Annotated in this window: 13 protein-coding genes; 5 read left to right on the forward strand and 8 right to left on the reverse strand. The window is 49.8% G+C overall.

Going from position 1 to position 14961, the window contains the following annotated elements; translation table 11 throughout:
* Positions 1-206 precede the first annotated feature (206 nt).
* Positions 207-1280, forward strand: a complete 1074-nt coding sequence (locus R0134_RS08895; RefSeq protein ID WP_319781528.1) for a porin — start codon at positions 207-209, stop codon at positions 1278-1280.
* 156 nt (positions 1281-1436) lie between these two features.
* Here R0134_RS08895 and R0134_RS08900 read toward each other — a convergent pair whose 3' ends face one another.
* The 7 genes from R0134_RS08900 to R0134_RS08930 form a co-directional block, all read right to left on the reverse strand.
* Complete coding sequence (locus R0134_RS08900) at positions 1437-1805, reverse strand: transcriptional regulator, TraR/DksA family protein (protein ID WP_319781529.1); 369 nt, start codon at positions 1803-1805, stop codon at positions 1437-1439.
* Between the two features lie 90 nt (positions 1806-1895).
* On the reverse strand, positions 1896-2825 hold the full coding sequence (locus R0134_RS08905; RefSeq protein WP_319781530.1) for a tRNA-dihydrouridine synthase: 930 nt from the start codon (positions 2823-2825) through the stop codon (positions 1896-1898).
* Between the two features lie 504 nt (positions 2826-3329).
* A complete protein-coding gene (locus R0134_RS08910; RefSeq protein WP_319781531.1) occupies positions 3330-3836 on the reverse strand; it encodes a DUF3299 domain-containing protein in 507 nt (168 codons plus the stop codon).
* Positions 3836-5083, reverse strand: coding sequence for an ABC transporter permease (locus R0134_RS08915; RefSeq protein WP_319781532.1), 1248 nt, complete (start codon positions 5081-5083; stop codon positions 3836-3838). The genes R0134_RS08910 and R0134_RS08915 overlap by 1 nt, the downstream gene beginning before the upstream one ends.
* On the reverse strand, positions 5077-5808 hold the full coding sequence (locus tag R0134_RS08920) for an ABC transporter ATP-binding protein (RefSeq protein ID WP_319781533.1): 732 nt from the start codon (positions 5806-5808) through the stop codon (positions 5077-5079). The genes R0134_RS08915 and R0134_RS08920 overlap by 7 nt, the downstream gene beginning before the upstream one ends.
* 6 nt (positions 5809-5814) lie before the next feature.
* Positions 5815-6477 (reverse strand): DUF2796 domain-containing protein, encoded by a 663-nt coding sequence (locus R0134_RS08925; RefSeq protein WP_319781535.1) that lies wholly within the window; start codon positions 6475-6477, stop codon positions 5815-5817.
* A 157-nt stretch (positions 6478-6634) separates the two neighbouring features.
* On the reverse strand, positions 6635-7555 hold the full coding sequence (locus tag R0134_RS08930; RefSeq protein WP_319781536.1) for a LysR family transcriptional regulator: 921 nt from the start codon (positions 7553-7555) through the stop codon (positions 6635-6637).
* Positions 7556-8474: 919 nt separating this feature from the next.
* On the opposite strand from R0134_RS08930, the gene R0134_RS08935 reads away from it, so the two are divergent.
* The 3 genes from R0134_RS08935 to R0134_RS08945 all read left to right on the forward strand — a co-directional run bounded on the left by R0134_RS08935 (position 8475) and on the right by R0134_RS08945 (position 12263).
* On the forward strand, positions 8475-9902 hold the full coding sequence (locus R0134_RS08935) for an L-cystine transporter (protein ID WP_319781537.1): 1428 nt from the start codon (positions 8475-8477) through the stop codon (positions 9900-9902).
* Positions 9903-10254: 352 nt separating this feature from the next.
* Positions 10255-11247 carry a rhodanese-related sulfurtransferase gene (locus R0134_RS08940; RefSeq protein ID WP_413641457.1) on the forward strand — a complete coding sequence of 331 codons (993 nt, stop codon included), beginning with the start codon at positions 10255-10257 and terminating at the stop codon, positions 11245-11247.
* 134 nt (positions 11248-11381) lie between these two features.
* Complete coding sequence (locus tag R0134_RS08945; protein ID WP_319781538.1) at positions 11382-12263, forward strand: DMT family transporter; 882 nt, start codon at positions 11382-11384, stop codon at positions 12261-12263.
* A 510-nt stretch (positions 12264-12773) separates the two neighbouring features.
* Here the strand turns inward: R0134_RS08945 and rarD are convergent.
* A complete protein-coding gene (gene rarD / locus R0134_RS08950; protein ID WP_319781539.1) occupies positions 12774-13691 on the reverse strand; it encodes an EamA family transporter RarD in 918 nt (305 codons plus the stop codon).
* A gap of 322 nt (positions 13692-14013) precedes the next feature.
* Here rarD and R0134_RS08955 point away from each other — a divergent pair, with 322 nt between their 5' ends.
* Positions 14014-14940 (forward strand): hypothetical protein, encoded by a 927-nt coding sequence (locus R0134_RS08955; protein WP_319781540.1) that lies wholly within the window; start codon positions 14014-14016, stop codon positions 14938-14940.
* Positions 14941-14961 lie beyond the last annotated feature (21 nt).

Below are 14961 nucleotides of genomic sequence, written 5' to 3' on the forward strand. Positions count from 1 at the left end.
ACGCCAGCGGCAACTTTGGGAGGGTGAAAGAGTGTTGCAGCTCACAGTTTGGTATTAAGCGAGTGTTTTTGTGAGAAAAAGTTCACTCAGATTTGTTGCAAGCTGAAAATTGCGGTGATAGGCTGCTGAACATAGTAACGCAGTGCGTCGCTAACACACAGAAAAATAAAGACTTTAGTGTTTAACTACAGTAGGCATATAAAAACATGAAAAAAACAATTTTAGCTCTGATGATTCCTGCGCTGTTCGCAACCTCTGCAAGCGCAGTAACAGTTTACTCTGATGAAGGTTCTCAGGTTGATATCTACGGCCGTATCCAATACGAAGCCGGTCAACGCTATTACCAAACTGCTGATACAAGTAAAGCCGAAAATTTTGGCGGTGACGGCGAAGCACGCTTAGGCGTGAATGCGAAATATTTGCTGAACGACGACGTTGACCTGATCGGTAAGCTTGAATGGGCTGTAGTGAGCGAAGCTGACCGTACGTCTGATGGTGTTAGCAAGGACGGCAATCAATCTCTGGCAACACGCTACGCGTGGGCAGGTTTTCGTTTTGTCGACACCACTGAGCTGACCTTTGGTCGCAGTATGGACCCGTACGCGCAAGCACTGTATTACACTGATATACTGGACATTTATGGCGGCACTGCTGCGTACGGTAGCGCTATTGGCCTGGCTAGCGATAAAGTTGATGACCAAGTTCAGTTGACCTACGCCGCTAATGGCGTTGACCTACGTGCCGGTTATGCTTTCGCTGATAGTGACAAGCAGGATGGTAATACTGGTAAGAAAAATCAGTGGTCTGCCTCTGCCGGTTATACTGCTCCTTTTGGTCTGGGCGTAGTGGCTGCTTACGAGCAACAGAAATTTGGCACTGGTACTGTTAGTAGCATCGGATCTTCTCCTCTTAACGGAGATAAAGATTTTGATGCATGGATTGTTGGCGTGAACTACACCATCGATGGTTTCTACTTCGCTGCATTGTACACCGAGCAAAAGCTTGAAAATGACAATAGCAAGCTGGACACAGAAGGCTATGAGTTACACGCCCAATACAATGTTGATGCTTGGACCATGTTTGCCCAGTACTCAAATGAAAGAGCCGACGATAATAATGGCGTCAAATGGGATAGCATTGACAGCACTACCGTTGGTGTTCGCTACGCGCTGACTCCAAAGACTAAGCTGTATACTGAATATGTAATTTCTGATTCTGAATTCAAAAATGGTACCGAGAAAGACGACGTCTACGGTATGGGTATTCAGTACAACTTCTAAGGTTTAGCCCTAGCTAAATTAAGAAGCATAAAAAGCCGGCGCAAGCCGGCTTTTTGTATTTCTAAAAGAAAACATTAAATATTTTATTGCCCTATTTCCGTGTTCTTCCGTGTATTCCGTGGCAAAAATTTCTTTAACTTTAGCTAATCGCCATTGTTATAACTTCCAACTGCCTTGTTGGCTATTCAAGTGCTTACTGTGGCACTGGCTGCAGCGCTGGCGACAGGGGTCTTGGTATAATTGCTCTCGGCTAAGTTCAACTTCACAATCGCTGCATAAACCGTACAACCCCAATTGCTGCTGACACAATGCCGCGTCGACTTGTTGCAGCTGTTTAATGTGCGGCTGTAGCTGCGGCCACACGCTTAAGGCAGAGTAATCGGCCCATTCATCCGGCGATAAATCTTTGAGTTGGTCAGCTAAATCGATATCTAAGGCGTGCACCGCCTGCAAAAATGCCAGCCGTCGGTCAGAGGCTTCCGCCGCTAGCCGCTCTTCCAGTTGAGACTCTAGTACGCTGCTCATGATCGCTTCCTAAACGCTGAAATGAGCATCATTGTACGCAGACCTGCTGCGCTACAGCATGACGTAAATCAAAGAGCGGCAAGAGCGTGGCTAGAGTGAAGCAAGAAGGCGACGAATGTCGTCGGTGTGTTTTAGGGTGCGAATCTCGCCAAACAAAGCATGGGCCGGCTCATACTGCAGCTTTAAGTAGCTTAACCATTGCTTGATGCGGTTCGGATAATATTCGCCTTTATCGCCGGCTATTTCTTGTGCCGAATAGGCCAATAACAAAGCCACAACCTCGGGCCAGCTCATGGGGGCCGTGCCCTGTTTAATAGTGGCCGCCAAATTTGGCAAAGCCAGCGCACCGCGGCCTAACATTACATCGCTGCACTCGCTTTGCGCTTGCGCCAGTTTGGATTGTTCTGCATTCCAGATCTCACCGTTAATGATCACCGGAATGGTTAACGCGGCGCGAATATTGGCCACCAAGGGCCAATAGGCCGGCGGGCGATAACCGTCTTTTTTGCTGCGCGCATGCACGGTTAGCTCAGTAATGCCACCTGCGGCCAGCGCTTGGCTGTTTTCTAAATAGCTGTCTCTGTCTTCCAGCCCTAAGCGAATTTTGGCACTCACTGGCAAATGGGCAGGCACGGCGGCGCGCACCGCCTTAGCAATGCGATACAGCTGTTCACTGTCGGCCAAAAGGGAAGCGCCGCCGCGACTCTTGTTCACGGTTTTGGCGGGGCAACCAAAGTTGAGATCAATGCCTTGGGCGCCTAACAGGCAGGCTTGGTCGGCATTTTCTGCCAGCCAGTTTTCATCTTGGCCTAACAACTGAATACGTACCGGAGTGCCAACCGGCGTTGTGCAGCCCTGATGTAACTCAGGGCACAGCCGATGAAACACCCGCGGCGGCAAACGCATATCCACCACGCGAATAAACTCGGTGACACATAAGTCGAAGGGATTGATGCGAGTCAGTAAGTCTCGCATCAAATGGTCTAATACCCCTTCCATAGGGGCCAATATCAAGCGCATAGTCACGTTGGTTACATCAATAATGTTGAGGGCGAGATTATAACAGAAATCCTAGCCCCTTCGGGGAGTTATCAGCCGTCAGCTTTAAGCGATAAGTTCAAAACATAAGATTGTTTTTGCCACAGAATCCACGGAAAAATAGTGATCAGAACTGAATAGTAATTTAATGGCAAAAGCCAAACTAACCCAGGGCGGGATTTAACTTTGTTCATATTTCAACCAAATATAATATTTTGGGTGATATTCACCCGACCAGCATACTAACCCATGATTAAAGAAGGATCATTAGCTTCTATATTCGTATGAAAACCATACAATTAAACCTTGCAAAATGTGTGAGATCTCACCCTGCAAACTAACCCTGCTGATCCTTAAACGTGGCGGGCGCTTGTAGGCGAACACTTGTTCTCGCATTACAACCCAGGCGTAACTTATTGAGAAAGCCAACACCAATACCGCGAGAACAATATCCAGACCGCACCTTTTTATAGCCCGATGAGCTAATTAATGAGGTCGCTCATAAGGGGTAACGCTGGTGGCGGTGAGTGAATACGCCGCATCGCCCATTTCATGGCTGGCGGCCGTAGTTTGTAAAGTGCCGGTTACCCACACCGCATCCCAGAGATCGTCAACCTTGGCACCCTCTGGGTAGGCCACATAGACAATTTGGTTGGTAGGAGGCGCCGGCACATGAATACAGGCGCCAAAGTAGGGCACCAATAAAAAGGCGGTGATCTCATGACTATCGCCCTCAAGCGGCACCACAAAACCAGGCAAGCGGACTGGGGTGCCATTTAAGCCTTCTACTACCTTACCGATAGGTTGCTTTGGTATGGCAAACTCATCGTTATGGTCTACCTCGGGAAAAGGCGGCGGATTAAGCTGCTCACTCAAGGGGATCAAATCATCCCACTCTAATTCTTTGTAAGCCGTCTCTTTAGACGCATTGGCCCAGATGGGATTGCTGGTTATCATAAGCGCGGTAAGCGCCATGGCTAAATAAGCTTTCATCAGTGATCGATACTCATGCCGTCGTGCAGTGAATAAAAATAAGCGCGCAGCGCGGGCAGCATGCCCATCACAGAACCCGCCAGTAAGGTGAGGCCAATTAAACGCCACTCACTGATACTTGGCCAGCCAAGAGTGAGCAGTAAACCGTGTTGCGCTTGTAGCCAAGGAGCCAAGCTTAACTGTGCTCCATACAAGAGTGCGAGTCCGAGGCTAATACCCAGCGCCGTCAATAATAAAGCTTCCATAATGAGTAAGCTAAACAAATGCCGCGGCCCTGCTCCCAGAGCACGCAAAATAGCCAGCTCTCGGCGCCGCGCCGATAAGCCGGCGAGCAAGGTGGTTAACATGCCAAGCAAGCCTGCGACCACCACAAACAGGGCAATAAAGGCAATGGCCTTTTCCGCGATGCTCAACAAGCCCCATAACTCGTGCAAAGCCGCGGCAGGCAAGATGGCAGATAAGGGCTCGGCACGATAATTATTAATGGCCCGCTGCAAGCCAAACACCTGCACCTTATTGTGCATGCCCACTAAAAAGGCGGTAATGGACTTAGGCGTTAAGTCTTGCTCTATTGCCTGCTCTACAGACAGATTAAGCGTTTTACGGCCCGTTTCCCAGCCCAGATGAATGGCCTCTAGCCCATCTAAGCGTATATGCACGGTTTTATCCACAGGCGTGCCCGTGGGCGCTAAGATACCGACTAAGGTAAAGGGCAAGTCGTCATGCAAACTAAAGGAAGTGTTGCCGGCACCGTGGGCAATAATCAGCGAGTCATTAAGCTGATAACCCAAGGTGCGTGCCACGTCTGCACCAATCACGGCCTCAAAGGTGTTGTTAAAGACACGCCCTTGGGCCAGTTGCAATGCTTGCTGGCGGCCATAAGCGTAGTGTTTAAAGTAGTCTTGGTGAGTGCCAAGCACCCGAAAACCTTGGTGAGAGTCCCCTAAGGCGATAGGTATGGTCCAGGCAATATCTTTATGTTTTTTTATACGCTGATAGCTATCCCAACTGATGTTATTGGTGGGATTGCCGAGGCGAAATACCGAATACAACAGTAGATTTATTTGACCGGTGCGCGCACCCACAATTAAATCGGAGCCCGATAAGGTACGGGAAAAGCTATCTTTTAGCTCCACCCGCACTTTTTCTACACCCAATAGCAGCAGCACACTAATGGCGATGGCCATGAGTGTTAAGCCGGCGGTGAGGCGCCGCGCCCACAAGCTTTTTAGCGCGAGAATTAACATGATGGGGCCTCATTAAGTGCAGATTTATTGAAATCAGCTTTATTTAGAGCAGCCTTATTTAGATCGGACAGAGACAGCACCCGCTCAAACAGCGGTTCCAGCGTTGGGTCGTGACTAACAAAAATTAAGCTACTGCCTTGGCGTCGGCATTCTTTAAATAACAGATTCATAAAAGCACTGCGGCTGTCTGCATCCAAGGCGGAGGTAGGTTCGTCGGCAATCACTAACTCTGGGCTGCCCATTAAGGCGCGGGCCGCCGCGACCCTTTGCTGTTGGCCGATGCTGAGCTTATGCACCGGCTGCTGCCACAGCTCAGGCGCCAGCTGTAGCTCATGCAACAAGCGTGCAGCCTCGGCGGTGGGAGCTTGATTGAGTCGAGCGCGTTTATGGCGGGAAAAGATCAGCGCCGAGCACACATTTTCAATCACAGATAAGAAGGGCAGTAAATTAAACTGCTGAAAAATATACCCTAAGTGATCGGCTCGCACTTGATCCCGAGCCCGAGCAGAAAGCCGCGATAAGTCGCGGTCCAAAAACTGTAATTGCCCTTGATTGGCCACTTGAATACCGGCCAACAAGCCCAGCAGCGTACTTTTGCCGCTGCCACTGGGCCCTTTGATAAATACCGACTCACCTTTTGCCAGCTCAAAATGTGGGATTTGGAGTAAAGGCGCCTGACTGGGCCAAGCAAACTCAAGATTATTAATGCTAATAAGTGCGTTCATCTTGGGTTACCAAGCCGCACGGGGTTGTGCTGGACTTAAGGTGGCCGCTACTTGGCTGTGAGCGATGATGCCTTGCAGCTCAATCTTATTCAAGCTAGCAAACAGCTCAAATAACTGAGTATCTAGGCTAGTTAACGCTTGCGGTTGCTGACACTGATAGTGATATTGCACTAACACATCGTTGTGTCCTTGATCGTCATGTTCATGTTCATGTTCATGGCCGTCATCCTGATGCTGAGCGTGCGCGGTATCTTGATGGCTATCATCTTTGGCATGTGTATGATCACTGGCATGCTCATCTTCATCAAACCCTTCTTCATCTTGGGCCAACAGTTTGCTCTCAATCAATGTGCATTCAGCCTTCTTGGGCAGGGTGAATAATAAATTCGCATCTTGCACGCGTTTAAATGCCGCTGCTTGTTGTTGCTCTTGTTCGATATTTTGTGGCGCGTGCTCAAAACCGACAATATCGGCGGCGGGCGCGAGTAGCTCCAGCACCAGCTGTTGTTGGTTCAAGGCCAAACTCAAACTACCAAAGCCATGCTGGTGAACACCCAGTTGCTGAACACTCGGCTGATGAGCACTCGGTTGCAGAACATCCGGTAGCGCTTGAGCGAGGGCCGTGAGTGGCAATAATGGCAGGGCGAGCAGATAATAGTTAACCTTCATAACAGACTCCATTTGTAGCTTAGGTCGAAATTAGTGTTATGTTATAACGATTACTGCATCTACTGTAAAGTGCCCTGTAAAGCACTTTATAAAGTGTTCAGGCAAAGCGGTAACTGTGCCCTAGCCGCAGTTGCCATAAAATCCAATGTTTAATTGCTCAGGCTAACGAGTCAGTTTGTCTAGGGAATGCTTTAGCACTCGCTAACATGCTTTGCTGTTGCATAAACTCCACAAAAGCCTGCTCCGCGCGGGAAAGCGGACGATGATTGGGCCAGGCTAAACATAAATCCAGAAAGTAAGGCTCTACAAAAGGCACGGCGAACAAGTCGTCATCGTCTTTAATGACCATGCGTAAAAAAGTGGTAATGGCGAAACCTTGGCGCACCACAGCTTTTAGCAGCGGTATTAAATTACTCTCAAAACCAATGTGCAGCTTGATGCCACTCTTTTTTGCCATGGCTTCTAAGTATTCGCGGTGAAAAACGCCGTGGCGAAATAACGCCAATTCTTCAGCTAAAAAGTCCGCCATGCTTATCGCAGGCAGCATGCGCGCCGGATGCTCGGCATTCACCACCGCCACCATTTCTTCGCGTAGTAGCGGTAAACCGCTAAGCTCGGCGGGTAAAGAGGCGGTAAGCACTATGCCTAAGCTCAGTTGGCCTTGGCAGAGTTGCGCCAGCACATCTTGGGTGCCCGCTTCGATGACCTTGATCGACAGCCCCGGGTATTGATGCTTAAACGCCATTAATAGCGGCGGAAAATAAAATGAGCCCAGCATGCTGGGGATGCCAATGCAGACTTCACCACTATCTAGGTTTTGCAGCGCCGCCATATCTTGCTCGGCCAGAGTGAGGGCATTAAGAATACGTTGCGCGTGCAGGTACAAGCGCTCGCCCTCGGTGGTGAGATGCAAGCGGCCTTGCTGGCGATTAAATAAAGCCACACCCAATTGTTGCTCCAGCTTTTTTAGGGTCATGCTCACCGCCGGCTGTGCCAAGCGTAAGTGCTGAGCGGCACGGGTAATATTGCCTTCGCGCGCCACGGCGGCAAACTGGCGCAGCCATTTCACATCAAGCATATTTCATCCTTATAAGGCCTTGTAAAGGCAAAGGGTAAAGGCGAAGGGTAAAGCGGACGAAATAACCCTAAACCAAATCTAAATCCCAAACCTAATTTGTCACGCTCTTTATTACGAGAAGCACAGAACCCACTATGGCTTGCCGCGTCACTACGCTCCTCGCAATGGACCAAGGTTAGGGTTTGGCTCTGGCCTTTTGTAGGGGCGCCTTACTTAGGTAGGAAGCATTCGACCTCTTTAGGCCGTGCTATGGTTTTTGGTCGATTGAAATCGACCCTACAGAAGACATACAAATCTGTTCAGTTAGTTTCCCAGATTGGTATTAACTACTGCTACTTAACTGCGATGAAAGAAAGAGGCCCCGTCCTGAGTGATGGGGCGTTTTCGTTTCTGGCCTTAACTTTACAAGCCACAACTAGCCTTGGCCGAAGATGCTGCTTTGATCTTGCTGGTGGTTTTTTCTTACCGTTTACGGCTTAAAACTTATCCTAGCTGATTACTTATAAACCTCAGCCATTATGCGCGCTGTTTCGGTTTGTTCTTTTCTCACTGCTCGGATGGCTCCAAGGCCAAGGGTTTGGCACTTGTAGCAGCCCGTCTCTTTAATAAAGAGGACTTCGGCTGGCCAGCACCGCTGGCTGTTTGTGAGGTTTAGGAATAAACCAAAACCGTGCCGAAGTCCTCTTCGCCGAAGAGACGGGCACCTACAAGGGAGGAGACGGGTATCTCCCTGTAACCTATTGAATTAATTGGTACCGAGTTCTCTGAAACATGGCTGAGCTTTGTGGGTAATCAGGTACCCTTATGTTTGCTCTTATACACAAATTGTCAGTGGTCATAACCAAATCGATTATAGCCCAGACGAATCTGCTGCTAACATGGCACTTAATCTATATAAATTACTGTTCACGGAGTCACCATGCTACTGGTGCTATTAAATTTAGCGGTGTTTGTTTTATTGATGGTGCTTTTAGGCCGTTTGGCCGGCCGCGGCCAGTCATTATCTCGTCAAGTGTTAACCGGTTTGCTGTTTGGGGTGGCCGCCGGCTTTATTATGCAAAATCTGTATGACGCCAACACCATAGCGCGCACGCTAGAGTGGGTGAACATGGTGGGCACCGGCTATGTACGCTTGTTGCAGATGATAGTGATCCCACTGGTGCTGATCTCTATTTTAGGCGCGGTGTCGCGGCTACACAATGCGACCTCTCTGGGCAAAATCAGCGCGCTGTCATTGGGCATCTTGCTCGGCACCACCGCCATTTCTGCGCTAGTCGGCGTATTTGTCACCCACAGTTTTGGTCTCAATGCTGCCGACTTGGTGCAAGGCGCCCGCGAGTTAGCTCGCGCCGAGCTATTAGAATCCCAAGTTGCCAATGTGGCCAATTTATCGGTGCCGCAGTTAGTGGTGTCTTTTATTCCCCAAAATCCCTTTGCCGATATGACGGGCGCCAGCCCTACCGCCGTGATTGGTGTAGTGATTTTTGCGGTGTTTTTAGGCTTGGCCACATTGACGCTGCTAAAAGACGAGCCAGAGCTGGGCCGCCGAGTCATTGGCGGCATAGAAGCACTGCAAGCCTTAGTGATGCGCCTGGTGCGCTTGGTAATGAAGCTCACTCCTTACGGCGTAATGGCGCTGATGACCAAGGTGATTGCCGGCTCTAATCTGCAAGATGTACTGAGCTTAGGCGGCTTCTTGCTGGCCTCTTATGTGGCGATTGCCATTATGTTTGTCATTCACGGCCTGCTGCTGACCTTTGTTGGTGTGAATGCAAAACGCTTTTTCACTAAGGTGTGGCCGGTACTGGCGTTTGCCTTTACCAGCCGTTCCAGTGCCGCCACCATACCGCTGAACGTACAGGCACAGACTCAAAAACTGGGCGTACCGGAAAGCATTGCCAACTTCTCTGCCTCCTTTGGTGCCACCATTGGCCAAAACGGTTGTGCCGGTATTTATCCGGCCATGCTGGCGGTAATGATAGCGCCCACCATGGGCATTGATGTGCTGGATCCCTTGTGGTTAGCCACGCTGGTGGGTGTGATCACCCTCGCCTCTTTTGGTGTGGCGGGTGTGGGTGGTGGTGCTACTTTTGCCGCGCTTATCGTATTACCGATTATGGGTATGCCGGTGGCCTTGGCCGCCTTGCTGATCTCCATTGAGCCGTTAATTGATATGGCGCGCACCGCCTTAAACGTGAATGGCGCCATGACCGCAGGCACCATCACCAGCAAGTTGCTCGGCCAAACCGATAATGCGACCTTTCTTAGAGATGAAGAGCTGCAGGACCAGAGCCTTAAACATGAAACGGGCTTGAAAAACAACAATCAGGCCACCAATTCCCTGTAAGCCGTAAACGGTCCACGGCTCAATGCCGATACCGATACCGATACCGATACCGATACCTGATACCGATAAGACTGACTAAAAACGCCTAGCCTCTGCGCTAGGCGTTTTCGCTTTTGCTGCAGCGCCCCCGCAAAATTTGTTATCATGCGCCCCATCACGCCATGTCTGTGAACTCATATTCATGGCGATCAATTTTATTAATACGGCGCGCTATTCATTAGTAAGGCGCTGCAACTTATGAGTAAAGCGCTGCTATGCATTAGCTGCGCTGGAGATGTTTATGTCACAAGAAACTATGTCGCAGAAAGCTATGTCAGAAAATGCTATGTCACATGAAGTTAAGCCGAACGAAGTGATGCCTGAGTTTGTGGTCTGTGCCCTCTATAAATTTGTAACGCTAGAGAACCATGAAGCGTTGCGTGAACCGTTGCAGGCTATGCTAGAAAGCCAGCAGATCCGCGGCACCTTATTACTGGCCAGTGAAGGCATTAACGGCACAGTAGCAGGCTCACGCTTCGCTATCGCAGAGCTTAAAACTTGGTTTGAACAGGATGCGCGCTTTAGCGGCATCGATTACAAAGAATCCATCAGCGCCGAACAGCCTTTTTACCGCACTAAGGTAAAACTCAAGCAAGAAATCGTCACCATGGGCGTAGAGGGCATAGATCCGCTGCGCGTAGTGGGCACCTATGTGGCACCCAAAGATTGGAACGCACTGATCTCAGATCCAGATGTGATTTTGGTGGATACTCGTAACGATTACGAAGTAGACATCGGCACCTTTAAAGGCGCGCTAAATCCAAATACCGAGAGTTTTCGCGAGTTTCCTGAATACGTAAAAAATAACCTCGATGCCAATAAGCACAAGAAAGTGGCGATGTTTTGCACCGGCGGCATTCGCTGTGAAAAAAGCACCGCTTATCTTAAAGAGCAAGGCTTTGACGAGGTCTATCACCTGCACGGCGGTATTTTAAAATACTTAGAAGAAGTGCCAGCGGCAGAGTCTATGTGGGAAGGCGAATGCTTTGTATTCGATAATCGCGTGACCGTGGATCATCAATTACAGCCCGGCCAATATGAATTGTGCTCGGCCTGTCGTATGCCGCTGTCACCAGAAGAGCTAACCCACGCTCATTTTCAAGCAGGCATCAGCTGTCAGCATTGCCATGATACTCACACCCCTGAGCAACAACAGCGCTACGCCGAGCGTGAGCGCCAGCTGCAATTGGCCCAAGCTCGCGGCGAAGCCCATATCGGCAGCGATGCGGTAGCCAATGCAGAACAACGCCGTGCCGAAAAGCTAGCCCGCAAAAAACAACAACAGAGTAAAAACAAAGCTTCTTAATACGTGAGGGGTGAATAGTAAGGAGTGAGGCGTCACTGCGAACGTGAAAGTTCGGTGTTGCTCGTCTCACTCCTCATTCGCAGCTGCTTATATGTTCTCTTCACCCTTTACACCTCACTCTTTACGGTAATTCAATGCTCTGGATCCCTTTTACTCTGTTTGCCGCCTTAATGCAGGCGTGGCGTAATGCCTTTCAAAAGCAGCTTAGCCAAGACTTAGGCGCCACCAGCGTCACCTTGGCCCGCTTTATATTGGCGGGCCCCATCGCGGGCCTGTATGTATGGCTGCTCTATCTTTGGCAACCTGATGAGCCGCTGCCACAGTTTTCTGCACTGTTCTTCGTCTACATTGTGGGGGCAGCGCTGTGCCAAATTATCGCCACCGCCTTAATGGTGCGGCTATTTCAGTTGCGCAATTATGCGGTGGGTGTGGGGCTGGCAAAGAGTGAAGCCATTTGGGCGGCTATATTAGGAGTGGCCTTTTTTGGCACCCTACTTACGCCACTAGGCTGGCTGGGCGTATTGCTCGGCGGTATCGCGGTAGGGTTATTAAGTGGGCTGCGCCGCATTGCGGGGGTGATTTCGCCTAAGACCTTAATAGTGGGCGTGGTCAGCGGCTTAAGTTTCGCCCTGACTTCACTGTGGGTGCGCGAAGCCAGTTTATTACTTGAGCTGTCGTTTCCTTTTTCCGCCGCTTGGGTGTTGTTATTGGTGATCGGTCTGCAAACCCTGCTGTTAGTGGGCTGGCTGGGGCTGCGCGATCCGCCAAGCTTAATCGGCTTGGCGAAGCGACCTAAATTAACGGCGCTGATCAGTATCTGCAGTTGCTTAGGCTCCATTGGCTGGTTTAGCGCCATGAGCCTAGAAAGCGTGGCCTTAGTAAAAACCCTCGGCCAAGTGGAAGTGTTATTTACGTTGCTGATTTCCAGCTATTACTTTAAGACTAAGCTGGCCCGCCAAGACCACTGGGGATTAGCCATAATTGTTATCGCGGCCATTTGCGTGATGTGGGCTTAATACGGTGAATCGTGAAGGATAACGACATTGACCTTAAAAGCTAAACCTATTTAGACACGGAATACACGGAAAAGTACGGACAAGCACAACAATACAAAAGGTTCGTGGTCTTACAATTTCCTGATTACCCACAAAGCTCAGCCATGTTTCAGAGAATTAAGCACCAATTAATTCAATAGGTTACAGATAGACGCCGCCTCATCGGTAAAGAATATGAGGCTCAGTTTGGTATTATTACCTTGTAGGGGGGGCCCGTCTCTTCGGCGAAGAGGACTTCGGCCCGGTTTCGTGTTTTGGTTTAAATCTAAATCTCAGTAACAGCCAGCAGAGCTGGCCTGCCGAAGTCCTCTTTATTAAAGAGACGGGGCAGCTACAAAGAACAAACCGAAACAGGGTGCATTATGGCTGATGTTCATACGTAATCAGGTACAATTTAAAGATTACTTTTGATTGATTGATGTTCATTTTCCGTGTATTCCGTGGCTAATAAATTCCCTAGTTTTTGTTAACTTATGGCTCTGTGTTGCCCGAAGGGCTCGCATCGAAGGGGTACCGCCTAAAGGTCAGTAGGCGCTTTACGCCTTCTAGCACTAATAAACCCACCGCTAACCAAATGGCAATATAGGTCGGCCATTCCGCGTCTTGAATGCTCTCGCCCAAGATTAACGACACCACCACCAGTAAAATAGGCTCGACGTAGCCGAGCAGGCCAAACAAGCTAAAAGGCAATAGCCGGCTGGAGACTATGTAGCAGACCAAGGCTAAGGCGCTAACGATGCCTAAGCCCACCACTAGCGGCCACAATAAAGGACGCACGTCGAAGGCAGAAAACGGTTGATCAACGGATAACACAAACCAGGCCGCCACGGGCAGCATCAACAACATATCACACCAGAGTCCGCCTAGGTTGTCGGTGCCTATATAGCGGCGCCAGACAAAATACATCGGATAACCCAGCGCCACCACTAAGGTTTCCCAAGAAATACCGCCCGCCTGCCAGACTTCATTCGCCACGCCAATGGCGGCAAGCCCCACTGCCGTCCATTGCAAACGACTCGGTCTTTCTTGATAGACAAAGCGGCCAATCACCACTAATACCAAGGGCATCATAAAGTAGCCAAGCGATACAGGCAGCCCGCGCCCATTAATAGGCGCCCACATAAAGATCCACAATTGTACGCTCATCAGTGCCGCGGATACGGGCAAGCCGATCCACAATAAAGGCCGGCGTTTCGCCTCAGCAAATAACGTAGTCACCAAGTGCCAATCGCGGCTGTAAAGCAGAAATAAGCCGACACACGGCATGGTCAGCAGCATGCGCCAACCAAACACCACTTCCCCTGACAGCGGGTGCAGCAAACTGGCGTAATAATACAAAAATGCAAACAACACAGATGCAAATACCGACAGCCCAATACCTCGGGTCATGGCCCTCTCCTCTTAATGTGTGTAATTAGTGCGCGTAACACACGTATTTTGCTGACAGTTTAACAGCTTCCATGAAGATATTAGGCTGATGCCGTAAATAAAATCAGCCAGTAGCCACCGTTCAATCGCCAAAAACCAGCATATAACACCAAGTACGCGCCCTTAGACGAAACAGATAAAAACATGACTGCGCCAATACACCTCTGTGAGCTTTGCACTGGCGCCACGTGCAGAGGCTTAAATTGCCGGTTCCAAAGAGATAAGCATTGAAGTTAAGGAGATTCACGCTATAACAAGGACTCACTTGTTATAGGATTGCGGCATGCGCCTTATATTTTCATTATTAATGCTCTTATCACTCACCAGTTGCGGCTCAGCCCAAGGCCTGAGCTTGGCGTTATTACCGGTGTCGCGCTTTGACAGCAGCTTAAGTGAAACCTCGGGCCTGATACGCTGGCAGCAAGGGTTTATCAGCCATAATGACAGCGGCAATGCGCCTGAGCTGTTTGTGCTCAATCATGAAGGAAAAATAAGCGCACGCCTCACCGCACCAGCCAAGAATCACGACTGGGAAGACATTGCCGCTCAGGGCAACACCCTGTATTTGGCGGACACGGGCAACAACAGTGGCCGGCGGCGCGAGCTGAATATTTTAGTACTCAACCTCGCGCAAGACACTCTTAGCCTCGCCTCCATATTGCCGGTGGCCTACGCCGAGCAAACGAATTTTCAGCCGCCGCGCCATCAGCATAATTTTGATGCAGAAGCCCTCACTGTGGTGAATAACGAGTTATGGCTGTTTACCAAACGCTGGCTTGATCAAGAAACCGCCATCTATACGCTGCCTACTCATCAGGGAGCAATGAACGCCGCGACGGCAACCGAGCCGACACCACTGCAGGCTCAGCAGCAGCTTAATACTCAAATGCTGGTCACGGGCGCCGACTTTGATGAAAAAACCAACACCCTAATGCTGCTCGGCTATAGCCGCTCTTGGTTTAATCGCCACGCTTGGATATGGCTGTATCCGATACATGAGGGTCGCGTGCTTGAGCATTTAGGTCGGAAATTCACGCTTAGTCAAAATGGCCAATTTGAAGGCATTAGTCTCGCAGATGATGGCTTTATTTATGTAACCCGCGAAGGACACGACACTAATCTGTTTCGCTCGCAACAGACGTTAGCCACCCTACTGGCAGAGGAGCCACCTTTGAATAACACAACGCTAGACAACGCCAAGATACAGTAATAATACTCACCTTATTATTCA

The organism is Oceanisphaera sp. IT1-181 (genome assembly GCF_033807535.1).
Lineage (GTDB): Bacteria > Pseudomonadota > Gammaproteobacteria > Enterobacterales > Aeromonadaceae > Oceanimonas.